Genomic DNA, 24553 nt, shown 5'->3' with positions numbered 1-24553 from the left:
TCTAAGAGCAGAAAAATGAAGCGATTCTTTAAAATAGCAGGTACAACAGGCTTAGGAATATTACTTTTCCTAACCATTTTTATTTTGCTCCTATCCAGCGGATCTTTCAACAATTGGATTTCACAAACCATCTGTAGAGCAGCCAACCAACAACTAAATGCAGAACTTAACATCGGAAATATCGAAGGAAATCCTCTTTCTCATCTACAAATCAATAAGCTACAAATTACCCAGAACAAGCAAAATTTAGTTGCTATTCAGGAACTTGAAATCCAATACAATATTTGGAAAATATTTCAAAAAAAAGTCGAAATTACCCATTTAAAGGTGAGTGAAACCAATCTATTTTTAAAACAAGAAGATGAGTTATGGAATTTACAAAAACTAATTCCCGCAAATGAAAATACCAATACAGAAACTAATTCCCAGCCATTTTCATGGAAAATTGAATTGGCTGATGTTCGAATCAATAAATTCGAAACGACCATAGAGAGCAAAGACACCAGCAATCTTATTCCTCACAATGTAAAATTCGATGCTGCTTTTCAATTCTTACAAACATTAAATCGAAAAGGATTTAAGCTTCATCAATTTAAATTGGAAACAGAAAAACCAACCTTTCACCTCAACCATTTTCAAGTGGAAACAAATCTTGTGGATTCTGTTTTTAATTGGTCAAACTTGCAACTTCAGCTGCCAAAATCAGTCATTGCTTCCAATGGCACACTTCCTTTAAATCAGCTGGAAAATTCCGAGATTCACTTTCACGCCACCCCTTTCTCTTTCGAGGATATCCATGCATGGCTGCCATTTATCCATGGTAGTGCAGACATAAATCTAGATGTTGTTAAAAAAAACGAAAGCAGTCAAATCGATCTTACGCTTCAACAAGGCCACCAAATTCTCACTATTTTAGGCGAAATTACCAACAATAGTAACTTAGCCAACTTTCATTTTATTTTGAAGACAGATAGCCTGAACGGTGAATACTGGACACATCAAGCAGCATTACAATCAAATATTAAAGGAACATTAGAACTAAGTGGAGAAGGTCTCAATTTCGAGAACAATACCCTTCAAGCCCGCGCAAACTTTACTGATTTAAAATACAATAAATATACAGTTGATGATTTCACACTGGGTGTTGACAAAAATGGGAACCAAGTTGAAGCAACAATAAAAGCAAACACCATTTTTGGAAACCTGAATTCAAAAATTCATATGGATCAAATTTCTGAATTGGCCAATTACAAGGCTGAACTTAACATCAGAAAACTTGATTTGAGTAAACTAAGTGCGAATAAAAATTTAAAATCAAACTTGAACTTTGATTTACAAGCCATTGGACAAGGATTCACTCTGGGAGAACTGCAATCAAAAATCAACTTACAATCCCAAAAATCAACATTATTCAATCAGCCACTCACAAAACTAAATGCCAATCTTTTTCTCCATAAAAAAGAATATCAAATAAATCAGATTATTTTTGAAGCGCCCTATTTAAAAGCTCAGATTACTGGGAAAGGCAACTTTAACGAAAGCAACCTTCTACAAGCAAATCTGAAAACCAACAATATAAACAAAGTACTTATTGCATTAGGAACGAAACCTGCAGTTTGTAACGGAGATATTACAGCCAAACTATCTGGTCCTTCTCAAGCGCTTGATTTTAATAGCAAAATAAACATTGCAAATGCTCAAATCGATTCGCTCGAAATAAGAAACTTACAAGCCAAAATCCAGTCTCACTTTTCGTGGAATGATTTAGTAACAGGCCTCGACTCCATCGCAAGTGATAGTGCTACAAATCCACTTTTTCATCATCTTTCACTAAAAACGAAGGTCAGTGCAGACTATGCTGCTTATCAGAAGTTCTACTTTACGGATGTAGACGTGAATGCAGAAAAAAAACAGGAAACAATTACTGGTCAAATCGCCTCTTCGGGGATTTTCGGGAAGCTAAAAAGCAAATTCAACATTCAACACCTGTTTTCAACTCCGAGCTATGAACTTGAAACTAGTGTCGAAAATATTGATTTTTATAGGATTACTGAAAATGAAAAACTCCATTCTGATCTCAACCTAGAAATTCTCGCAAAAGGAAAAGGAATAGATGCTGAATCAATGGAAACAAGTTTACAGATTAAATCCAACGAGTCATCTATTTTTGGACTTCCCATGAAGACTTTACAAGCAGAAATCAATTACAAAAAAGGAAATTACCAAATAGAAGGATTCCATTTAGAAAGTCCTTTCGCAGTTGCCGATTTAACGGGGCATGGTAATTGGACAAAAAACAACGCTGTAAAATTTCAAGTAAAAACAACCGATATTCACCAGTTCAATTCAGCTTTAGGGATGGACAAGCTGCAACTTAATGCTCATATAGATGCAGAAATGAAAGGTCCAGCCGATTCTCTTCAAATCTTCTCCTCAATAGAAATCAACCATCTGGAAATGGATTCAATAAAAATCGACCAAATAAAAGCCGATGGCAATATCCAATTTGTAAACACAAATTATTCTGGTTCTTTTCAGCTTATGGCTAAGGAGTCTAAAATTCAAGATTTTCAGATAAAAGACATACAATTTACCAGCACTTTCGATCAGCAAGAAGCCAACAATTCTTTCCGCTTTTTCGCCAGCGATTCACTAGAAGCTAACATTACATCAAAAATCATTTTCGATCAAAATCCTATCATTTCCTTTCCTGATATTCATTTGAATCTCCACAATGATATTTGGACAGAAGCTAACAAATCTAACTACATTCGGTTTTGGCAAGATTCTATTGAATTCCACCAAATAGAGATCAATTCAAAAAAAAGCAAGCTGAAAGCCAATGGAATGTTTGCCTTTCGAGGATTAGAAGACCTGCAAGTTGATATTGAAAACATAAATCTGACAAATATTTCAGATCTTCAATTGCTACCTTATCAATTTTCCGGTCAACTCAGTGCAAATATCGACATCTCCGGCTCAGCCAATCTGCCCCATATTCAATGCTATATTGACATTAACGAACCTGAAATTGACAGCCTAAAATTCCGAAAATTTCATTCAAACTTTAACTATGCTAGGAATCAACTGCGTTTCGAAACCTATCTTAATGATTACGAATCACAATTAGTAAATGCAGAACTTGAACTTCCTTTGCAATTTTCTTTTACCGAAAAACTTTATCTTCCAAAAGAAGATCAACCCATTCATGCCATTGTTAGCATCAAGCAGTTGGATGTAAACAAACTCAATCGCTTTATGCCAATAGAGATTGTAGCCAAAGGCTTGCTAAGTGCACAAATCAATATCGATAACACCATTAACAATCCATACTTAAAAGGAAAACTTGATTTTAGCAAAGGAGCTATTCGTTATCAAAAGCTAGGAGTGGATTACAAAAACATCGAATTGCACAGCAAGCTCGATCAAAAACACATCTACCTCGACAGCCTTTACCTTAAAGCTGGCAAGGGTTATTTACAAATGAAGGGAGCTGGAGAGCTTGAATCTTTAGCTGATGGAGACTTCAAAAGTATTCAGATGGAACTAAAAGGGCAAAATTTTAAGGCCTTCGACTCTGATATGCTAAAAACAGTTCTCAATACCAACCTGAGTGTAAATAGTTCGCCACAAAAAGCCTCATTCAGTGGAAAAGTTACTATCATAAACTCCACCCTGAACACTGACCTATTTCTGAAAGAAATCGATAGATATTATGACGATACGAATCAACCCCTATTGGTAAGTGCCCAAAAAAAAGTTGAAAAAGCAACAAAAAAATACGAAGTAAAACAGGATAGTAGTAAGAAATTCACACCCGATATTTTCAAAAAGTTAAAAGGTCATTTCGATATCGAAATCCCAAGAAATACTTGGGTAAAAGGGAAGAATATGAATTTCGAATTAGCTGGTAACCTGAAACTTATAAAAGAAAGCGATGAGATCGATATTTTGGGTTCATTGAATATAAAAAGAGGATTTTACAAAATATACGGGCGAAAACTCGAATTTGAAGAAGGCGAAATTACCTTAACCGGTGGATCCACTTTAAATCCCATTGTTAATTTCAAAATTGCCTACAGCTTCCGAGATTCGGATAATGAACTCCGAACACTCAATGGAAATGTTACAGGGCGAATTTCTAAACCCGAGGTTGCGTTTACCCTTGATGATGAATCTATTGAAGAAAAGGATGCTATATCCTATCTTATCTTTAACAAAAGCACCAACCAGCTCAATACTCGGGAAAATACATCCATAAAAAATAGCAATCTCGATCTCGCAAAAGATTTTGCCATTGGTCAATTTTCCAACCTTATGAAGGATGCCCTACAATCATCATTAGGACTTGATGTAATTGAAATTTCGGGCGAAGATGGATGGTCGCAAGGCAATGTATCGGTTGGCAAATACATCACAAATAATTTGTATCTGAACTACGAAAGAAGCTTTGCCATCGACAGAAAAGACAAAGTTGTGGAACCAGAAAAAATTTTAATGGAATATCAATTTTACCGGTCTCTATTTCTACAAGCTACCAATCAGAGTTCCAATTCTGGATTTGATTTTATTCTCAAGTGGAGTTGGAAGTAATTTGCGAATGAAATGAATTAACTTGGTAAATAAAAATATACTCCCAATCCATTTGTAAACAAAATATTACCATAGAGAGAATGCTCGATAAAAACTGCGTTTAAGGACCTATTTCGAAGATATGTCCAAGAAAACACCAGACTTCCAACAAAGGTAAAAATTAAGGCCAGCCAATTTCTAAATATGATATGTGCCATGGCAAAACAAAAGGCATTAATCAACAACATCAGCAAGGAATTTCCAAACAACATTTTGTAGCGGTGAAAGAAAAAAGCACGAAAAATAAATTCTTGCGTGTAGGCCGACCAAATTGGATAGCTTACAATTACCAAAAGCCAAATCCAGACATTATTACGTGGAAGGTGAAAGAATACATCGGACCTAAAAACATACACCCAAAGAGATGTAAGAAGTAGCAATACAAATCCTTTCAATAAAATTACCCGCCAGGGATAATGCCGCTTGATTTTAAATATTTCACGGTCAAAATTTTTATCCCTAAAAACAATAAAAAGGCAGTAAAGAAATACAAAAACCAGTGGAATAGCTTTGTGTACAGGTATCAGCTCATAAAAATATAAGACTGGAATTACCAGAAACACAAAAATCATTTCAAACCACAGGTAGAATTTGTTCATACTTACATTCAATAAAAAAATGAAATCAAGAGAAATAGAAGAATAACAAGAGGAAATCCTTATCGGGAGTCGTTCTACTTAATTTACAATTTTTAACTGAAATTTATAGCACAAACAATATTATACTTTAGGAATGACTTTAATTTTTTGACTAATGAAATGAACAAACAAAAATGTCGGATAAAAAGACAACTACCAAAGCTCATTTTCTAGTCCTAAATTCTTTTTTACAGCAATTATTTAGAAATTTTAGCTTGAGCTCTTCGAGCCGCAATAATCAACAAATATCCAATAATAACTGGCACATAGGAAACAAAGTAATAGCCTTCTAAATCGAACCATTTCAAATAAGTGCCAATGGTTAGTAAACCACCAACAATCATCAAAACCCATCCAATTAAACGCAATTCTTTGGATCTATTTTTTCCCTTCGATTTTACCTCTCCTCTAAATAGGCGATTATCGATAACACGAACAACATCCTTAATTGTTTTTTCATCGACACCTTGCTCTGTCATTTCTTTACGTATTTGAGAGAAATCCATCCCCTCTATCTTCTTTTCGTGATAGATATCTACCAACTCTTTAAAATCTTTAGCCATACTTGTAATTTTGAATCCTACAAATCTAATCAGATTGAAATCATTTTCAAAGTCATTTTCTTCCTTGAAAACGCATCATCGAAGTAGATCTTTGTAAAGAAACTCAAAAAAAAGGCTTCCCAAAAAGAGAAGCCCTGTATTTTATATTTTCATGTAAGAATCTTAACTGTAAATTTCTTTTCTAGCTGCCAACAAAGTATTCTGCAACAGAGAAACAATGGTCATTGGCCCCACACCCCCTGGAACCGGAGTAATAAAGGAAGCCTTAGGAGCTACCTCGTCGAATTTTACATCGCCCAATAATTTCCAACCTGATTTTGTTTTGTCTGATTTTACACGGTGAATTCCCACATCAACAATTACAGCACCATCTTTCACCATATCGCCTGTTAAGAATTCCTTGATTCCCAAGGCAACAATCACAATATCTGCCTGACGGGTAATTTCTGCAATATTTTTGGTTCGGCTATGACATAAAGTAACCGTACAATCACCATATTCAGCTTTTCGCGACATTAACACACTCATTGGTGTTCCTACAATATTGCTTCGGCCAATCACCACACAATTTTTTCCTGAGGTTTGAATTTTATAGCGTTTCAGTAATTCCACAATTCCTGCAGGAGTTGCGGGCAGATAAGTTGGTAAACTAGCTACCATTTTCCCCACATTCATTGGGTGAAATCCATCCACATCTTTTTCTGGACGAATGGTTTCAATCACTTTCGATTCTGAAATGTGTTTGGGCAAAGGCAATTGTACAATCAAACCATCAATATCCTCATCCTCATTCACCTTTTTAATTTCGGCCAACAATTCTTCTTCGGTAATGTCCTCTTCGAAACGAAACTCTGAAGAAATAAAACCAACCATTTGACAAGCTTTTACCTTAGCTGCCACATATGTTTCGCTAGCTCCATCGTGTCCTACAATCATCGCAGCCAAATGAGGAATTTTTCCTCCAGCCTGCTTAATCACTTCTACTTCTGCTGCAATTTCTTGCTTTACCTCACTCGAGATTTTTTTTCCGTCGATTAATTCCATGCTTCTTATTTTTGCGGGTAAAAAAAATGCCCAACCCAATGGGCCAAGCATTCTCATTTATATCTTAACTATCTTTTGCGCCCCATATTCCCCATCATTCGGGACATGTTTCCGCCTTTCGACATCATTTTCATTAGCTTACGGGTTTCATCGAATTGTTTAATCAATCGATTTACATCCTGAATGGTAGATCCGCTACCGTCGGCAATTCTCTTTCTTCTCGAACCATTAATCAACTGTGGATCGTCTCTTTCTGCTGGGGTCATTGAAAAGATAATTGCCTCTACGCCTTTAAAAGCATCATCATCAATATCAATGTTCTTTAAAGCTTTTCCAACTCCTGGTATCATCGAAGCCAAATCTTTTAGGTTACCCATTTTCTTAATTTGGGAAATCTGAGAAAGGAAATCGTTAAAGTTGAATTGGTTCTTAGCAATTTTCTTTTGAAGCTTCTTTGCTTCATCAGCATCAAATTGTTCCTGAGCACGTTCTACTAACGAAACGATATCACCCATTCCCAAAATACGATCGGCCATACGATTGGGATGGAAAACATCCAATGCTTCCATTTTTTCGCCTGTACCCACAAATTTAATTGGCTTGTCAACAATAGAACGAATAGAAAGAGCCGCACCACCACGAGTATCACCATCTAATTTAGTAAGTACAACACCATCGAAATCCAAACGATCGTTGAATTCTTTTGCTGTGTTTACAGCATCCTGACCGGTCATGGCATCTACCACAAAAAGAATTTCAGAAGGAGTAATCGCTTTTTTAACCGCTTCAATCTCTTTCATCATCTCCTCATCGATGGCCAAACGCCCCGCTGTATCGACAATCACCAAATCGTTGCCATTTGCTTTGGCTTCTTTGATAGCGGCCTGAGCAATTTTCACTGGATCTTTACTGTCTACATCAGAAAAAACAGGAACACCAATTTGTTCACCTAGCACTTTCAACTGATCGATCGCCGCTGGACGATACACATCACAAGCAACCAAAAGTGGATTTTTAGAACGTTTTGTTTTCAGCAGATTTGCTAGTTTTCCCGAAAAGGTAGTTTTACCAGATCCTTGCAAACCAGCAATTAATATTACGGCAGGTTTTCCCTGAGTATTGATATCAACCTGAGTACCACCCATCAATTCAGCCAACTCGTCGTGAACGATTTTCACCATCAACTGATTCGGCTTTAAAGCGGTAAGTACATTCTGTCCTAATGCTTTTTCTTTTACTGTATTGGTAAAGGACTTGGCAATTTTAAAGTTCACATCGGCATCCAATAAGGCACGTCTCACGTCTTTCAATGTTTCTGCTACATTGATTTCAGTAATTTTTCCTTGCCCTTTTAATAATTGGAAGGATCGCTCAAGTCTTTCGTTAAGATTTTCAAACATTATTATCCAGATTTATATTTCCCTGCAAAATTAAAAAAATCTGCTTAGTGATAAAGTCTAAGTGACAGAAATATCAATAAAAATACAAACAAATTCGCTTCATTTTTATAAAAATGCCAAAGTCATATGGTTGGGAAGAGAAATATGAAAAGTAAAAAGGCAAAATTAAACTAAAAAAAAGAGTGCATTCCCAAATTGAAAATGCACTCTTTATAGGTATTATCTATATTTTACATTCTTTCAGGAACCTTTATTCCCAAAAGTTCCATACCACTTTTTATAATTGCTCCCACTTGTTTAGAGAGAACAATACGGAAGGCTCTTAAAGCAACATTTTCTTCTTTAGCAATAGGAAAATCGTGGTAAAACTGGTTGTATTCTTTCACCAAATCGTACACATAGTTTGCAATTTGAGCCGGACTTGTTGAATCGCCAGCTTCCTTAATAACAACAGGATAGTTTGCGATTACTTGAATTAAATTTGATTCTTTTTCCGAAATCTCGATACTTGCATCTGCTTGTGCTGGAACCTCAATTCCTTCATCAACTGCTTTTTTAAGAACCGATTGAATACGAGCGTAAGTGTATTGAATAAAAGGACCTGTGTTGCCGTTAAAATCAATAGAATCTTTCGGATTAAACATCATATTCTTTTTAGGATCTACCTTCAGAATAAAATATTTCAAAGCTCCCATAGCTACTTTGTAGTATACATCTTCAGCTTCTTCGGCGGAATAGCCCTGAAGTTTTCCTAATTCGTTAGAAGTTTCGCGAGCGGTGTCTACCATTTCCTCCATCAACTCATCCGCATCGACCACAGTTCCTTCACGCGATTTCATTTTTCCTTCGGGTAATTCTACCATTCCGTAAGAAAGATGTTGAATTTTATCGCTCCATTCATATCCTAGTTTACCCAAGACTAAGGACAATACTTGGAAGTGATAATTCTGTTCGTTTCCTACCACATAAATGTGCTCATCGATATTAAATTCCTTAAATCGTTCGTATGCTGTTCCAATATCCTGAGTCATGTAAACAGAAGTGCCATCGTCACGCAAAAGTAATTTGTGATCTAATCCGTCTGCTTCAAGATTTGCCCAAACGGAACCTGTATCTTTTTGGTACAAAACACCTTCTTCCAATCCTCTTTCAACAATAGCTTTTCCTTTTTTGTATGTTTCCGATTCGAAGTAAACCTTATCGAAATCTACGCCCATTTTGTTGTAAGTAACATCGAAACCAGCTAAAACCCAATCGTTCATCTTTCTCCACAAAGCCACAACTTCCTCATCACCAGCTTCCCATTTCACCAACATGCTCTGAGCTTCTAACAATAAAGGAGCCTGCTTTTTCGCCTCATCAGCATCCATTCCACTGGCTACCAAGGCTTCCATTTCTTTTTTGTACTCCTGATCGAATTTAACATAGTATTTTCCAACTAAATGATCTCCTTTTAATCCTGTTGATTCTGGAGTTTCACCTTCGCCAAAACGCAGCCAGGCTAGCATGGATTTACAGATGTGTATACCACGATCGTTCACCAAATTTACCTTGATAACTTCATAACCATTGGCTTTTAATATCTGAGCAACCGAATATCCCAAAAGATTGTTACGAATATGTCCTAAGTGAAGCGGTTTATTGGTATTCGGAGAAGAATACTCAATCATCACTTTTTTAGCTCCTTTTTCAATCTTTTTACACCCGTAATTTTCTGTTTGCAAAGCTGTATTTAGCACCGATATCCAATAGGAATTATCAATAGCCAAATTTAAAAATCCTTTAACCACATTAAATGTAGTAACCGCTTCGATATTCTCAGACAAATAAGCTCCCAGATCCTTCGCAGTCTCCTCTGGCGATTTTTTTGAAAAGCGTAAAAAAGGAAATACAACTACTGTTAAATCACCTTCAAATTCACGTCTTGTTTTTTGAATTTGAACTGCTTTCTCATCTATTTCCTGACCATAACAATTCGTTATAGCCTCCATAACTTTACCTTTTATAATGCTTTCAATACTCATCTGAAAATTCTTTATTTCGAACTCAACTTATTTACAAACAATCCTATTACTCAGATTACAATATGACTTTTTGTTATTTAATATTTTTAACATCAAACGACTAAAAAAGCCTCTTCATAATCGAGAAATGCAAAGATAATACGAATAAAATAAATAGTTCCCTACATTTCAAAAAAAGTGATTCGTAAGCATGTATATGGAATCCCTCAAATAGCTCACTATATTCCCATTTAGATTTAAAAACAATACTTATCTTTGAAAATGCAACAAACAATTTGATCATTTTTAGTTTGATATATGTGTCGAACAATAAAATCTTCAATTATAAGTTATTCTAACAAAACGTCTTGAATTCTCACACTACAAAGAATGAAAAATATACTTCTGATTCTATTTTCATTAATTATCCCTCTTTCCCTTTCTGCCAATAAGGAATCCGAAGTTCTAAATTTTAAAATCAGAAAATCGAATCTTGATAAAGTAATCGAAATTGCTCAATCTAAATTCGAATCTAATGATCCAGACGCACTACAAATAAGCAAACTGGCCGCAGAAAAATCTCTCGAATACGACAACAAAGAACAATATGCCAAAGCCAATGAACTACTAGGGAAAATTTATACCTATCGTGGAGAGTTAAAAAATGCTGAAACCTGTTTTACCGCCAGTTTTAACTATTGGAATGAAATACAAGACACTCTTAAAATGAGCTATGGCTATGGCTACTTTGGTGATTTACATTATTCTGTTTGTAATTATTCTGAAGCCCAAAAATACTATTTAAAAGGCTTTAGATTAAAACAACTTACTAAGGATAGCATTAACTACAATTACAGCTACAATGCTCTTGGTAATATAAAATTAGAAACTAATAAATACGCAGAAGCGCTAACGGATTACAAGAAAGCATTAGAGTTAAATACTAGATTTAACATCATTTCTGGTATCTGCTATTCAAACAATGCACTGGGAAATTTCTACTATGAAATTGACGATATGCAACAGGCCAAAAAGTATTTCGAAGAGGCATTGCAAATTGGAGAAGAAAATCAGTTGGATAAAAACATAAGCTATTCTTTACTAAATCTGGCAAAACTACAAAACCGCATAGGAAATCGGAATACGGCAATTGATTTGTACAATAAATCTCTTTCTATTAGTAATAGGTTACTTTCTAAAAATGGAATTGCTTCTGCTTATATGGGAATGGGCGAAGTATATCAGTCCATTATGCAAAACGACAAGGCTTTAGAATATCAGCATAAAGCACTTAAACTTTTCGAACAAATAGAATCGCACAAAAATATAGCCCAATGCTACCTAAATATTGGAACCATCTTGTATGAGATGAAAGACTATGAACTAGCACGGGAAAATTTTCTAAAATCAATTGATATTTACAATCAAATAAGCTACAAAAAAGGAAAAGCTCTTGGATACCGAAAACTTGGGAATACCTATATTATGAAAAATAACTTTGAGGCTAGTCTGGCAAACTATACCAAATCCTTAGAGCTACAAACAGAAATTGAAAATTCGAAAGGCATTGCCGCCTGTTATACGAATATGGGCTTAGTACATTTAAAACAAAATAGACTAAATATCGCCGAAAATTATTTTAACAAGGCAACCGAAATTAATCTTGGGATTAACAACCTACATGGTGTTAGTATTACCTACAATAATTTAGCAGAATTATATCGAATTAAACAACAACCAGACATAGCCATTCAATATCTCTTAAAAAGCTTCGACATGGCTTCAAAAATTGATTTGAAGAACATTGAGTCCGAATCGGCGAAAAATCTTTCAGAGATTTATTCCTCTCAAAAGAATTATGAGCGTGCATTGCATTATCATAAATTGTATTGTGAATTATACAACCAAATGTACAATGCGCAAATGGAAAATAGAATTGGTTGGATACAAATGCAAAATGAAAGAGAAAAAAGAATCACTCTTGAAAAATATTTTGCAAACGAAAAAGCAATCGAAAAGGAAAAACTTAAAAAACAATCTTTAATCAATTCATTTTTAATGGCTATAGTCATTCTTATTCTTCTTTCCATTACACTAGTTTATAGACTTTACGTAGCTGTTAAAAAGGCAAACAAAAAATTAACCTTAGAAGTTGCTGAACGAATAAAAGCAGAATCTCAGCTAGCCAACAACCATCGAAACCTAGAAGGATTAGTAAAAATTCGCACATTAGAACTGATTAAGGCCAAGGAAAAAGCAGAACTATCGGACCAATTAAAAACTGCATTCTTAGCTAATATGTCGCATGAAATTAGAACTCCAATGAATGCTATCATTGGATTTTCGAAACTACTTAGAATGACTGACTCCATAGACAAACAAGAAAACTACATCAACATTATCAATAAAAATGGTCATTTACTGCTTACATTAGTGAATGACATCATCGATATTTCGATGCTAGAGTCAAAACAACTAAAAATCAAAAAATCCAATTTTCATATTTTCCCAATGCTCGAAGAACTTCAAAGTATCTTCGATGAGCAGAAGAATTCCTCAAAAAAACAAAATATTGAATTTAAAATACTCAGGAATAATACACCAGAAGATCTAAGTCTATTTTCGGATCCTGTCAGAATCAAGCAAATTTTAATAAACTTGCTTCGAAATGCACTTAAATTTACCAACTCTGGTCAAATTAGTTTTGGAGTTGAACTACTCGAGACCAAAATTCGCTTTTTCGTAAGCGATTCGGGCATTGGCATCCCCTACGAAGATCAATCGTTAATTTATGAACGTTTTAGACAAGCAAGCAATAATACCGTTGAACACGGAGGAACAGGTTTAGGTCTTACCATTTCGAAAAGCTTAGTTGAATTACTTGGTGGGAAACTTTGGTTTACCTCCAAGCCAAATATTGGCAGTCAATTCTACGTCGATTTCCCCATAGAAACACCGACAATTCAGTGTTTACCTAAAAATGACAATACCAACCAAGCAATTGATTTCTCTGGAAAAAAAATACTAGTAGCAGAAGATACCACCTCAAGTTTTCTGTACATCCAGGAAGTATTGCGAAAAACAAATGCAGAAATAATCTGGTCGAAAGATGGTGTTGAAACCATGAAACAATTTACATCCAATCAGTTTGACTTGGTCTTAATGGATATTCAACTCCCTAAAATTGATGGATATAAAGTCACAAAAAAAATGAAACAGCAGAGCCCAAATATTCCAATTATTGTTCAAACAGCCTTCGGCAACCAAGGACAACAGCAAAAACGCATAGAATATGGCTTTGATGATTTTATTGCAAAACCTTATACCGAAACTGAGCTTCTTTACATCATCTCTCAGAACCTTTCGTAAGTGAATTAGAAATTAGCATAATTCATTCTTCAATTCATATTTTAAATATCTAAAACTACATTCCCAAATACACCTGAGTTCAAAGGCAAAAAATAGATAAGCCATTCTCGAAAATTTATTTTATTAGTTGAACATTTTAACCTAAATTATGCTTAGGCAACAAAAAATGAGACAACATGAAAATAAATCTTAATGGTAAGTGGAAGAACCAATACAATTCGGAAATGGAAATTGTGGTGATTGAAAATAGGGTAAGCGGAACTTTTCAAACCGCTATAGGTCAAGCAAAATTTGAAGAAAAGTTTGAGCTCACAGGAAAAATCAACTCCAATGTAATTGCTTTCTTAGTTGATTTTGAAAAATATAAATCAATAGCATGCTGGACAGGTCGTTTTGAAGAAGATTGCTCAGGTCCAGTCATTCACAGCATGTGGCATTTATCGCAAAGCGATGGTGGTGAAGAGGAACAATTGGCCAAAGCAATTCTCACTGGAGTTGGCACATTCCGAAAAATATAAAAGGCTGTCAAACCAAAGTTTTCACAGCCTTTATTTCTTTGCTTAAATTGCCTCTTCGAGTTGATCAATTTCTCCTAGAAGTTTGTGGGTTGAGTTGAGCAAATCATCATAAATAGACTTGTAATGACTCTTTATTTCATTTGCCGTTTTCCCACTTAATTTCTCATTTACACGAGCAATGTAATTATTTCTCGCTGCTGCTGCTTCATTCATCAATACGTATACTTCTTCCGACTTTGTACGATCAAAGAAATTCAAATGAATCATTCCTCTCATTAAGATTTCATTGGTCAGAAAATTGATGTCCTTTTTAAAATTTCTTCTACTTGCCATACCTATATTTTTAAAGTTTGATGCAAGCTAAATTACTAAAATTATAACATGAAAATACCCGAGTAGAATGATTATTGAACTTTTATTTGTAGGAGTTTACGACTCGTTACCTGAAATTCTTCATTAAAAGAAAAATCATCCTTATTTCTGTTATTCGTAAAAAAACAAGTTAATTTGCAGAAGATAATCATAAAATAAAGAACATAAATAATGAGTGAATGTTTCCGCTATGTTTTCATTAAAAACGAAAAATCCAAAGATTCTAAAGATTTTAAGGATGAAATATTTCTACATGGAATAGCTCTTTATGAAGTGATTAGAATCGTTTCGGGCAAAGCTTTGTTTCTGGAATCACACCTGGAACGACTTAACAAATCTGCATCGAAATTGGAGCAAAATATTTGGTTAAACTCTAATCAGATTAAGGAAGGCGTTGCTAAACTAATAGCTTTAAACGACACTAAGGAAGGAAACATTAAATTGGTATTCCATATCGAAAACCGAAATAAAACATTCTACGCCTACTTTGTGAAACATTACTATCCCCAAAAAGAACAATATGAAAATGGAGTCCTTACACTAGTTCATCCTGCCGAACGTCCCATTCCAAATGCTAAGGTCTACAATCATCAACTGCGATCCAAGACTAATGACATCATTAAAGATGCCGAGATATTCGAAGTTCTGCTATTAAACTCCATGGGAAACATTACAGAAGGAAGTCGTTCTAACCTATTTTTGATTAAAAACAACGAATTACATACATCTTTAGATACTAGTGTTTTAGAAGGAATTATTAGAAGTAAAGTTCTTGAAATAGCAAAAAAATTGAATATTCCCATTCGAAAACATTCCTTGCCTTTTAATCATCTATCGGATTATGAATCTGCTTTTTTAACGGGGACATCATTACGGATTTTACCCATCAGAAAGATTAACTCTATTGCTTATTCCTGTTCTAATCCTCTACTAAAAAAACTTTCGAACTGTTTGCAAAACGAAATAGAAAATTATTTACAATAGCTAATCTATTTTTTTAGGAATAGTGATTTCAACCAAGGTTCCCTTCGCCAATCCATTTTCATCCACTAAATCTTGTATCAGATAAGAGTACCTTCTACCTTCAGCATGCATTTTATTTAGCAAACTCATTCTATCCCTGATTATATCTAATGTTTTATATTGTTTTTTAATACTCGAACTTTCCTGCATATCTTTCGACTTTTTGCGACCACATCCGTTGTCTGTAATGGTACAATTCAAAAAACCATCATCCTTTAATTCAAAAGTAAGACTTAAGATTCCATTGTCTTCGGATCCCGATAATCCATACTTAATTGCATTTTCCAGAAACGGATGAATGAGCATTGCCGGCAATTTAAACTCATGAAGGTTAATCGTTTTGTCGACCTGTATATGAAACGTAAATTTATTAGGGAAACGCATCTGCTCCAACTTTAAATAAAGTCGCAAGTACTCTATTTCTTCCGATAAAGAAATAAAATCACAATTTGCATGCTCAATTTTTTTTCTTAAAACATTCGAAAAATCAGATAAATAATCCAAAGCATTCTCTTTTTTTCCATCCAGAATATAACTCTGTATGGAATTTAAAGCATTAAAAATAAAATGCGGATCTAACTGATTCTTCAAAGATTTCATTTGTAGATTAGCTTCCTGATTGAATTGTTGAATTCTTGCTTCTTCTCTCCTCTTGATTACAAACACATAAAAACAAGACACAAAGCAAACTATTCCAAGAAAAAACAAACCAAGCAATACGAGAAACCATGAACTTTCCCAGCAAGACACTTTTATCATGCCCAATGAGCAGTAAACGAAATTACTAGTAGAGGATATAGGACTTCGGAAATTCTCACAATTTCCAATCAAATTGACTCCTGAAAAACTCGGAAACAAGCACAAAGTTTCATTCCAAATCGCAAGGTCTTGAAAATAAAACAGTAGATTTATACTGAACAAAAAGGTAAATATTTTTTGTTGAAGGAAATACATAGCACAATGATAGTGAATAGAAAGCAGATAGAATGCTGTCAAATGTGCCAAGTTAAGTTACTTATGTTTCAACAAGCAATAATTAGATTTGTGCATGGAAATAAAATAAATAATAGTTACGATTAACAAAACAATTCAGATCTTGTTCCGTATAAAACTTACTTGAAACATAAAAAATACCCATTAATTGTATAAAACATAAGGGTTATTCACAATAAATCGTTTCTTTTGTTGTAAACAGTAACCAAGTCAGAAATAGTAGTAATATGAGATCCCCTTTTAATCAAAAAAATTTAAACAAGTTTATTCAGGATTATTCCGGCAATGAAAATTTCGCGCACATTGTGCTTCCTCGATTAAAACTACTTTACGCAATAAAAAAGGAACTTAAGAATATTTCTGAAATAGAGTGGTATGTTGAATTTAGCCATGCGGATATAAATTTGAATAGAGTTGTACTTCAATACATAAAATCAAAAAACAATGATTTCAATTTCTATTATGAAATACCGTTAAACTCAAAATTCGAACTTCGGGTTTTTCTGTCTAATTCATCTATCCATTTCATTGATTTATATAATTTCTTACTAGAAAAGAAAATCATTGAAAAAGATCAATATAAAATTAAAGCAGCCTATCATACCATTCCCCATTTCATTCTAAATACCGAAACAAGGCGGTATGATATGAGCATACTTAGCAAACTAGCTATGATATCAGAGAAAAATGAGGATTTAATTGATGAAAAGGTAAAAAAAGAGATTCTAATTGCAACTCAAATATTTAATCCCATTTTTGACCAAATAATTGCACAATTTAAAATTTGAGATTGATACAATATGATATTAAAACTTTTTTTTTCCAAACAGAATAATGTAAGTATTAGCAGATCTTACTTTTTACTATTTATGGTTCTAACCATTTCGTTTCTGATGGGAATTGGAGGCATGTGGATCTACAAAGAAATCTCAAAATTTAAAATTGAATCAGAGGCCCTACGAGTAAAATCTATTGCTCAACAAAAAGAATTACTCATTAATAAATTAGATGAGTGCACTAATTTCATCACCTACCAAAACAATCAGGCTGAAACGCGAATCAAAAACAGGCTTAAAAATTTCGTGAATCAAGCTCATGCAATAGCAACAAATATTTACGAGGAAAACAAGGGCAAAGTATCTGATCGGGAAATTAAAAAAAGGATTAAAGAAGCTATTTCGCCCATGCGATTTTTCAACAACAAAGGCTATGTCTTCATCAATTCATTAGATGGGATTGGTATACTTTATCCATTTTCAAAAAACTACGAGGGAAAAAACTTAATTGAACTACAGGATATCAATAAAAATTACCTTGTCAAGAATGAAATCAATTTGATGGCGCTTCAAGATGAAGCCTATTCAAAATATGAAAACCACAATAAGCTTAAAAACGAATTCAACGCCTATTTAAAGGTATCCTTCATCCAAAAATTTACGCCTTTCAATTGGTACTTTGGTAGCTTTGCCTACCTTGATGATTTAAAGGACGAAAACCAAAAAGAAGCATTAAATAGAATTGACCAGATAAACATTAGCGAAAACAACTATTTCTTTGTTTACAAAAAGGATGGAACCTGTTTGTACCATGACGACGCTGAAAGCGTAGGAAAGAACTACCATGACTATCAAAACCCATTGCGCAAAAAAAATGTTGAGTTCCTTTTAGCTCAGGCCGAATTACAAAAAGAAGCCTTTGTCGAATATCAAGATCCGAACACAGAAAAAGGAACAAAAGTCTCCTATGTAAAAACCATTGATGATTGGAATTGGGTAATTGGAGCAGGAATTTACACCAAAGAAATTGATGCAAGGATTAAAGCTTCCAGAAACGAGTTACGTGAAACAGTCTTCCATTACATTTATCAGATTGTTATTTTTATTACCATTGCCATTCTTATTTTTTACATCACCTCGAAGTCTATCTCAGTAAGGATGAATAAGAATTTTGTCTCATTCAATAATTTTTTCCGCAAAGCCTCTACTCAATCCAATAAAATTGATCCTGATGGTTTGTATTTCCCTGAATTTAGAGAAATGTCGAAAACCATCAATTATATGATTGACATTCGAGCACAAAAAGAAAAAGAATTACAAGTTGCCAAAGAACATGCGGAAGAATCGGATCGTTTAAAATCCTCTTTTTTGGCCAATATGTCGCACGAAATTCGAACTCCAATGAATGCAATTATTGGATTTTCGGAGCTATTACAAGACGACGATTTACCCAAGAAAACCAAAGCGCAATTTTTCAGTCACATTCAAAACAGTGGGAACTCTCTACTCAACCTAATTAATGATATCATTGATTTCTCAAAGATAGAATCAGGAGAATTAAAAATCTCCAGGACTGTATTCAATCTAAATCTTCTTTTTGATGAATTGGAGCAAACATTTGAGAATATTAAATTGGAAAAAGGGAAAGATCACATTCATATTCAATTTAACAAAGGTTTGAACGATAAAGAATCTATCATCTATACCGATCCGTTACGATTAAAACAAATACTTACCAACTTAATTGACAATTCGCTTAAATTCACCGAAAAAGGCAGTATTATTGTTTCGTACCAATTAAGTGAAGATGAATTAATTTTCTCGGTAAAAGACACTGGAATAGGGATTTCAGATGACAAACAAAAAGTAATTTTTAATCGATTCAGACAAGCTGATGATTCTCATGCTCGCAAATATGGAGGAACAGGATTAGGACTTTCCATTTCGAAAAAGCTTACCAAGCTTATTAATGGTAAAATGTGGTTAGAATCTACCTTAGGAATTGGCAGTAGTTTCTTTATCCGTGTTCCTTTTCAACAAAATGATACACCTATTAAGATCTCATCGAGAACACCTAAATATTTGAATAAAGCCCTTAGCGGAAAAAAAATTCTTGTTGTAGATAATTACAAATTAAATCTTACTCTTTTAAAGAACATGCTCGAATCCACAGGAATAGAGCTGACAACTGCTAAAGATGGGAAAATAGCCATAGATCATTGTACAAAAAATCAATTTGATTTAATTCTTTTGGATCTTCAAATGCCAAAATTAGATGGATACGACACCTTACAACTCATAAAGAAAAACAGGCCCGAGACCAAAATAATTGCTCAAACAGCCTATGCATCAAACAACAACTGCAAGGAAGCTCTAAAGTTTGGTTTCGATGGCTACATTTCTAAACCAATTATCAAAAAAGAATTAATTTCAATCATAGAGAAAATAATCTAACATTATAATTCAGCTTTTAAAACTTAGGGCAACTGATTCGCCCATTTTTTCGTCGTTTTCTAATCCTTTTTTCCATGATGCCATTGTTGGAGTATTTGAACCTCATTAAAAAAGAGATTTCGTGAGCTCCTGTATTAGTATGAATTAATTTAGAAATTGTCTTGTCGTAACTATAGGAGACTTGCCACCAATCCCTAATAACTCCCAATTGCAGAATGATTGCATCATATTCCAGCTCTAAATTATCGCGGTACCACATGCCATAAATGATGGATCCCTTAGAAAGATACAAACCATAATTTAATTGTTTATTGGATGATTGCTGCTGATACAAAAAGTTAGGTGCTAAGCTAAATGCCGACCGATGGAGTCCATTTCGGAAAACAGGAACATTAACACCACAATGCAAGGTGTATTTTCGAGGTAATTTTGAGTAACTACTCTCCGCCTTAAAGCTTTGATCTGGCTCTGATATGTGATGAGCGGCAAAGCCTATAAACCAATTTTTATAGGAAGCTAAAATCCCTGTGGAGAAATCAATATAGTTTCTATTTGGATAATCAATTTCACCCTCTCCTGTAAAAGGATTAATCAATCCATTAATATAAAATTCATCAGTCTGATCGGGATACGTAAAATTGGTATCATCGAGTTTTCGCTCAATAAAAGAAACCTGGAAACCAGTCTTTATCAACAAACTACGTGAAACTCTTAGTGAATAAGCATACATTCCGCTTACCATTGTTGTACTGATGCTTCCACCTCCTTGTTCATCTTGCATGATGTGCAAACCAAGACCACCACCTAACCCATCAACATATTGATCGTAAGCAACACTATAGCTAATGTATGCTGAATTCAATTCGGGCCATTGATTTCTATATCCTAATGAAACTCGAGGATCATAATCGGATCCAGCGAAAGCTGGGTTTAGATAAATTTTATTCGCATAGAATTGAGAGAACTCAACATCCTGCGCAAACAGGTTTGTTGAATTCATCAACAGTAAAATAAAACCGATTATTTTTAGTTCCTTTCTCATTATCTAAATAAAGTTACAGTACCATGAGCACGCTCTTTACCACCATAAAAAATCATCCAAACATAAACTCCTATTTCAGATTCCTTGCCTTTATAGGTTCCATCCCAACCTTCGTATTTTAACTCATTATTACTTACCATATCCTTTCTAAGTTCGAATAATTGCTCTCCCCAGCGAGAATATATATACATTTCAAAATCAGTTACAACACCTTTAAAAACAGGATAAAAAATCTCATTTGGACCTTGCCCGTTGGGTGTAAAAACATTAGGAACCACCATCTTTGGCTGCAACATTTCAACCGTAGCTGTCGATTTTACCAGACAACCATAACTATTGCTTACCTCAACGGTATAATCTCCTGCTTCGTCTACATCAATGCTCCTCCAGTCTGATCCTGTACTCCAGTAATAGGACGAATAACCAGCTCCAGCGTCGATAGTAACCGACTGCCCCTTGTAAAAACTTAGGGTATCTGTCGTTAAATTCAATTCTGGACTCGGATAAACCTCTACATGTAAAGTATCTGTTCCCATCAATCCATATACATCCCAGACGCTTACGATATAATCACCTGTTTTGTTCACATTAATTGTTCTTGTTGTTTCTCCAGTACTCCATTCGTACTTTTCCCAACTTCCAGCATCTAACATTAAAGATGTTCCCTCACAAATACCAGCATCTCCTCCTAAGTTAATAACTGGCACAGGATTCACAGCCACTTTTACCGTTCCATTTCCTTTACAGCCGTTTACATCCACAACATCCACAGAATATTCTCCATCCCGATCTACTTTTAAATATTGTGAATTTTCTTGATTACTCCATTCATATTCAACATATCCACTTCCTGCATCAAGAAGTAAAATATCTCCTTCGGCAATTGTCGTATCACGACCTAAATAAACTTCAGGATTCTCATTGACAAATATTTCAATCTCATCTTGGCCAATACATCCATATTCATCTGTGACTTTTAATGTATATTCACTTGCCTCATACACATAAATTTCTTGAGTAAATCCGCCAGGAATCCATTCTATTTGGAAACCATCTGGAGCTTCTAGAATCAATTGTTCCCCTTCACAAATATATAAATCAGGACCTAAATCTACTATTGGAAGATCGTGTGCTATCACATTTATTGAATCGTAACCAATACATCCATTTAAATCGGTAACCATTACCGAATAAATACCATTGTCATAAACCGATCTCGTCTGTGTGGTGATTCCATCATTCCATAAAAAACTCTCTCCATCCCCTATATCTAATGTCACAGAATCGCCAAAACACATATCAATTTGATCAGGTAATGAATTATTTGGCAGATGAATTATCTCAACATAAACACTATCCGAGGCAGAACAAGAATTTTCATTACTGATATTAAGCGTGTACCATCCTGTTTCTCCCGCTTGCATAGACCAATTGTTTTCCCCTGTTATCTGAGTACCATCCTTGTACCATTGATAAGTATATCCTGCTTGATTTGGACCTTCTATATAAGTTGAATCACCATAACAAAGTAAATTTGATGTGTGAGATAAATTAAACTGAAAAGCATCGTATAATTCTACTTCGATACTATCATTCGCAACACAACCATTGGCATCGGTAACTGTTACAGTGTAATTTCCAGAAGTAGAAACACTAATTGCCTGAGTCGTTTCTCCTGTAGACCATAAGTAGGTAGAACCCACATTTCCGGAATCAAAAGTAATCGTACCGCCTGCACATGTTTCCTGATCTGCACCCAAATCAACAAGTGGATTTGCATGGATGGTTGCATTGACATCATCACTTGAAGAACATCCATTGGCATCGGTGATCGTTACGCTGTAATTTCCTGATGTATTTACAGATATTGTCTGCGTAATTTCTCCAGTAGACCATAGGTAAGTGGCACCTGCATTTCCGGCATCGAAAGTTATGGTTCCACCGGCACAAGTTTCCTGATCTGCTCCCAAATCAACAACTGGAAGAGAATGAATCGTTGCATTCACATCATCGGTAACCGAACAGCCGTTGGCATCGGTGATTGTTACGCTGTAATTTCCAGAAGTCGAAACAGAAATAGTCTGAGTAGTTTCTCCGGTAGACCATAGGTAAGTAGCACCTGCATTTCCAGCATCGAAAGTGATGCTATTTCCGGCACAAGTTTCCTGATCTGCTCCCAAATCCACAACCAGATTTGCGTGAATCGTTGCATTCACATCATCGGTAGCCGAACAGCCGTTGGCATCGGTAATAACAATCGAATAATTTCCTGAAGCCGAAACAGAAATGGTCTGAGTTGTTTCGCCGGTAGACCATAAGTAAGTTGAGCCTGCATTTCCAGCATCGAAAGTTATGGTTCCACCGGCACAAGTTTCCTGATCTGCTCCCAAATCAACAACTGGATTTGCGTGAATAGTTGTATTGACATCATCACTTGCTGAACAGCCGTTCGCATCGGTGATGGTTACACTGTAATTTCCTGATGTATTTACGGTGATTGTCTGCGTCGTTTCGCCAGTAGACCATAAATAGGTTGAGCCAACATTTCCGGCATCAAAAGTGATCGAACCGCCTGCACATGTTTCCTGATCTGCTCCCAAATCAACAACTGGATTTACGTGAATGGTCGCATTCACATCATCCGTTGCAGAACAGCCGTTCGCATCGGTAATTGTTACTGAATAATTGCCACTTGTATTAACCGTGATGATCTGAGTCGTTTCACCGGTAGACCACAAATAGGTTGAACCAACATTTCCAGCATCGAAAGTGATGCTATTTCCCGCACAAGTTTCCTGATCTGCTCCCAAATCAACAAGTGGAAGAGCATGAATTGTTGCATTCGCATCATCCGTAGCTGAACAGCCGTTGGCATCGGTGATGGTTACGCTGTAATTTCCTGATGTATTTACGATGATTGTCTGAGTCGTTTCACCTGTAGACCATAAATAAGTTGAACCAATATTTCCGGCATCGAAAGTGATCGAACCACCAGCACAAGTTTCCTGATCTGCTCCCAAATCAACAACTGGAAGAGAATAAATCGTTGCATTTGCATCAGCCGTAGCTGAACATCCATTCGCATCGGTAATCGTTACTGAATAGTTGTCTGAAGTTGAAACTGTGATTGTCTGAGTAGTTTCTCCGGTAGACCATAAATAAGTTGAGCCAACATTTCCAGCATCGAAAGTGATGCTATTTCCGGCACAAGTTTCCTGATCTGCTCCCAAATCTACAACTGGATTTGCATGGATGGTTGCATTCACATCATCACTTGAAGAACATCCATTGGCATCGGTGATCGTTACGCTGTAATTTCCTGATGTATTTACAGATATTGTCTGCGTAATTTCTCCAGTAGACCATAGGTAAGTGGCACCTGCATTTCCGGCATCGAAAGTGATGCTGTTTCCTGCACAAGTTTCCTGATCTGCTCCCAAATCTACAACTGGATTTGCATGGATGGTTGCATTTGCATCAGCCGTAGCTGAACATCCATTCGCATCGGTAATCGTTACTGAATAATTGCCACTTGTATTGACCGTGATGGTCTGAGTCGTTTCGCCGGTAGACCACAAATAAGTAGAGCCAACATTTCCAGCATCGAAAATGATACTATTTCCCGCACATGTTTCCTGATCTGCTCCCAAATCCACAAGTGGGTTCGCATGGATGGTTGCATTGACATCATCACTTGCTGAACAGCCGTTCGCATCGGTGATGGTT

15 protein-coding genes are annotated in these 24553 nt (G+C 35.3%); 6 read left to right on the top strand and 9 right to left on the bottom strand.

The window, feature by feature from the left end; translation table 11 throughout:
• Window positions 1-15 precede the first annotated feature (15 nt).
• Complete coding sequence (locus ABYT26_RS11385; RefSeq protein ID WP_372753953.1) at window positions 16-4593, top strand: translocation/assembly module TamB domain-containing protein; 4578 nt, start codon at window positions 16-18, stop codon at window positions 4591-4593.
• 17 nt (window positions 4594-4610) lie between these two features.
• Here ABYT26_RS11385 and ABYT26_RS11380 read toward each other — a convergent pair whose 3' ends face one another.
• The 5 genes from ABYT26_RS11380 to argS all read right to left on the bottom strand — a co-directional run bounded on the left by ABYT26_RS11380 (window position 4611) and on the right by argS (window position 10301).
• Window positions 4611-5231: a CPBP family intramembrane glutamic endopeptidase gene (locus tag ABYT26_RS11380; RefSeq protein WP_372753951.1), complete on the bottom strand. Its 621-nt coding sequence runs from the start codon at window positions 5229-5231 to the stop codon at window positions 4611-4613.
• Window positions 5232-5467: 236 nt separating this feature from the next.
• Window positions 5468-5833, bottom strand: coding sequence for a hypothetical protein (locus ABYT26_RS11375; RefSeq protein WP_372753949.1), 366 nt, complete (start codon window positions 5831-5833; stop codon window positions 5468-5470).
• Window positions 5834-5995: 162 nt separating this feature from the next.
• Entirely contained in the window at window positions 5996-6877 is an 882-nt protein-coding gene (locus ABYT26_RS11370; RefSeq protein ID WP_372753947.1) for a bifunctional 5,10-methylenetetrahydrofolate dehydrogenase/5,10-methenyltetrahydrofolate cyclohydrolase, read from the bottom strand.
• A 68-nt stretch (window positions 6878-6945) separates the two neighbouring features.
• The gene (gene ffh, locus ABYT26_RS11365; RefSeq protein WP_372753945.1) at window positions 6946-8277 is read right to left on the bottom strand and encodes a signal recognition particle protein; all 1332 of its coding nucleotides are present in this window, start codon (window positions 8275-8277) and stop codon (window positions 6946-6948) included.
• Window positions 8278-8507: 230 nt separating this feature from the next.
• Window positions 8508-10301, bottom strand: coding sequence for an arginine--tRNA ligase (argS, locus tag ABYT26_RS11360; protein WP_372753943.1), 1794 nt, complete (start codon window positions 10299-10301; stop codon window positions 8508-8510).
• A 369-nt stretch (window positions 10302-10670) separates the two neighbouring features.
• On the opposite strand from argS, the gene ABYT26_RS11355 reads away from it, so the two are divergent.
• Complete coding sequence (locus ABYT26_RS11355; RefSeq protein WP_372753941.1) at window positions 10671-13649, top strand: tetratricopeptide repeat protein; 2979 nt, start codon at window positions 10671-10673, stop codon at window positions 13647-13649.
• A gap of 176 nt (window positions 13650-13825) precedes the next feature.
• Window positions 13826-14167, top strand: coding sequence for an avidin/streptavidin family protein (locus ABYT26_RS11350; protein ID WP_372753939.1), 342 nt, complete (start codon window positions 13826-13828; stop codon window positions 14165-14167).
• Between the two features lie 42 nt (window positions 14168-14209).
• Here ABYT26_RS11350 and ABYT26_RS11345 read toward each other — a convergent pair whose 3' ends face one another.
• A complete protein-coding gene (locus ABYT26_RS11345) occupies window positions 14210-14500 on the bottom strand; it encodes a hypothetical protein (RefSeq protein ID WP_372753936.1) in 291 nt (96 codons plus the stop codon).
• Between the two features lie 210 nt (window positions 14501-14710).
• Between ABYT26_RS11345 and ABYT26_RS11340 the strand changes: the two genes are divergently transcribed.
• Window positions 14711-15523, top strand: coding sequence for an aminotransferase class IV (locus tag ABYT26_RS11340; protein ID WP_372753934.1), 813 nt, complete (start codon window positions 14711-14713; stop codon window positions 15521-15523).
• Here the strand turns inward: ABYT26_RS11340 and ABYT26_RS11335 are convergent, their stop codons facing one another.
• On the bottom strand, window positions 15524-16153 hold the full coding sequence (locus ABYT26_RS11335; RefSeq protein ID WP_372753932.1) for a sensor histidine kinase: 630 nt from the start codon (window positions 16151-16153) through the stop codon (window positions 15524-15526). It lies immediately after the preceding gene.
• A 629-nt stretch (window positions 16154-16782) separates the two neighbouring features.
• Here ABYT26_RS11335 and ABYT26_RS11330 point away from each other — a divergent pair.
• The gene (locus tag ABYT26_RS11330) at window positions 16783-17343 is read left to right on the top strand and encodes a hypothetical protein (protein ID WP_372753930.1); all 561 of its coding nucleotides are present in this window, start codon (window positions 16783-16785) and stop codon (window positions 17341-17343) included.
• 12 nt (window positions 17344-17355) lie between these two features.
• Window positions 17356-19785, top strand: coding sequence for a cache domain-containing protein (locus ABYT26_RS11325; RefSeq protein WP_372753928.1), 2430 nt, complete (start codon window positions 17356-17358; stop codon window positions 19783-19785).
• 16 nt (window positions 19786-19801) lie between these two features.
• Here the strand turns inward: ABYT26_RS11325 and ABYT26_RS11320 are convergent, their stop codons facing one another.
• Window positions 19802-20827, bottom strand: a complete 1026-nt coding sequence (locus tag ABYT26_RS11320; RefSeq protein WP_372753926.1) for a PorP/SprF family type IX secretion system membrane protein — start codon at window positions 20825-20827, stop codon at window positions 19802-19804.
• The coding region (locus ABYT26_RS11315; protein WP_372753924.1) for a gliding motility-associated C-terminal domain-containing protein at window positions 20827-24553 on the bottom strand (3727 nt) is incomplete at its 5' end. The genes ABYT26_RS11320 and ABYT26_RS11315, both read right to left, overlap by 1 nt.

Source organism: Labilibaculum sp. (assembly GCF_041595635.1).
GTDB lineage: Bacteria > Bacteroidota > Bacteroidia > Bacteroidales > Marinifilaceae > Labilibaculum.
The sequence above is the reverse complement of the archived record's forward strand: the minus strand, read 5'-3'. Positions and strand labels throughout refer to the sequence as shown.

Bases quoted from the DNA above. Each gene is read 5' to 3' on its own strand.
- ABYT26_RS11355 (WP_372753941.1), top strand. From the start codon at position 10,671: ATGAAAAATATACTTCTGATTCTATTTTCATTAATTATCCCTCTTTCC.
- ABYT26_RS11350 (WP_372753939.1), top strand. From the start codon at position 13,826: ATGAAAATAAATCTTAATGGTAAGTGGAAGAACCAATACAATTCGGAA.
- ABYT26_RS11345 (WP_372753936.1), bottom strand. From the start codon at position 14,500: ATGGCAAGTAGAAGAAATTTTAAAAAGGACATCAATTTTCTGACCAAT.
- ffh (WP_372753945.1), bottom strand. From the start codon at position 8,277: ATGTTTGAAAATCTTAACGAAAGACTTGAGCGATCCTTCCAATTATTA.
- ABYT26_RS11385 (WP_372753953.1), top strand. From the start codon at position 16: ATGAAGCGATTCTTTAAAATAGCAGGTACAACAGGCTTAGGAATATTA.
- ABYT26_RS11330 (WP_372753930.1), top strand. From the start codon at position 16,783: ATGAGATCCCCTTTTAATCAAAAAAATTTAAACAAGTTTATTCAGGAT.
- ABYT26_RS11375 (WP_372753949.1), bottom strand. From the start codon at position 5,833: ATGGCTAAAGATTTTAAAGAGTTGGTAGATATCTATCACGAAAAGAAG.
- argS (WP_372753943.1), bottom strand. From the start codon at position 10,301: ATGAGTATTGAAAGCATTATAAAAGGTAAAGTTATGGAGGCTATAACG.
- ABYT26_RS11380 (WP_372753951.1), bottom strand. From the start codon at position 5,231: ATGAACAAATTCTACCTGTGGTTTGAAATGATTTTTGTGTTTCTGGTA.
- ABYT26_RS11370 (WP_372753947.1), bottom strand. From the start codon at position 6,877: ATGGAATTAATCGACGGAAAAAAAATCTCGAGTGAGGTAAAGCAAGAA.
- ABYT26_RS11320 (WP_372753926.1), bottom strand. From the start codon at position 20,827: ATGAGAAAGGAACTAAAAATAATCGGTTTTATTTTACTGTTGATGAAT.
- ABYT26_RS11325 (WP_372753928.1), top strand. From the start codon at position 17,356: ATGATATTAAAACTTTTTTTTTCCAAACAGAATAATGTAAGTATTAGC.
- ABYT26_RS11340 (WP_372753934.1), top strand. From the start codon at position 14,711: ATGAGTGAATGTTTCCGCTATGTTTTCATTAAAAACGAAAAATCCAAA.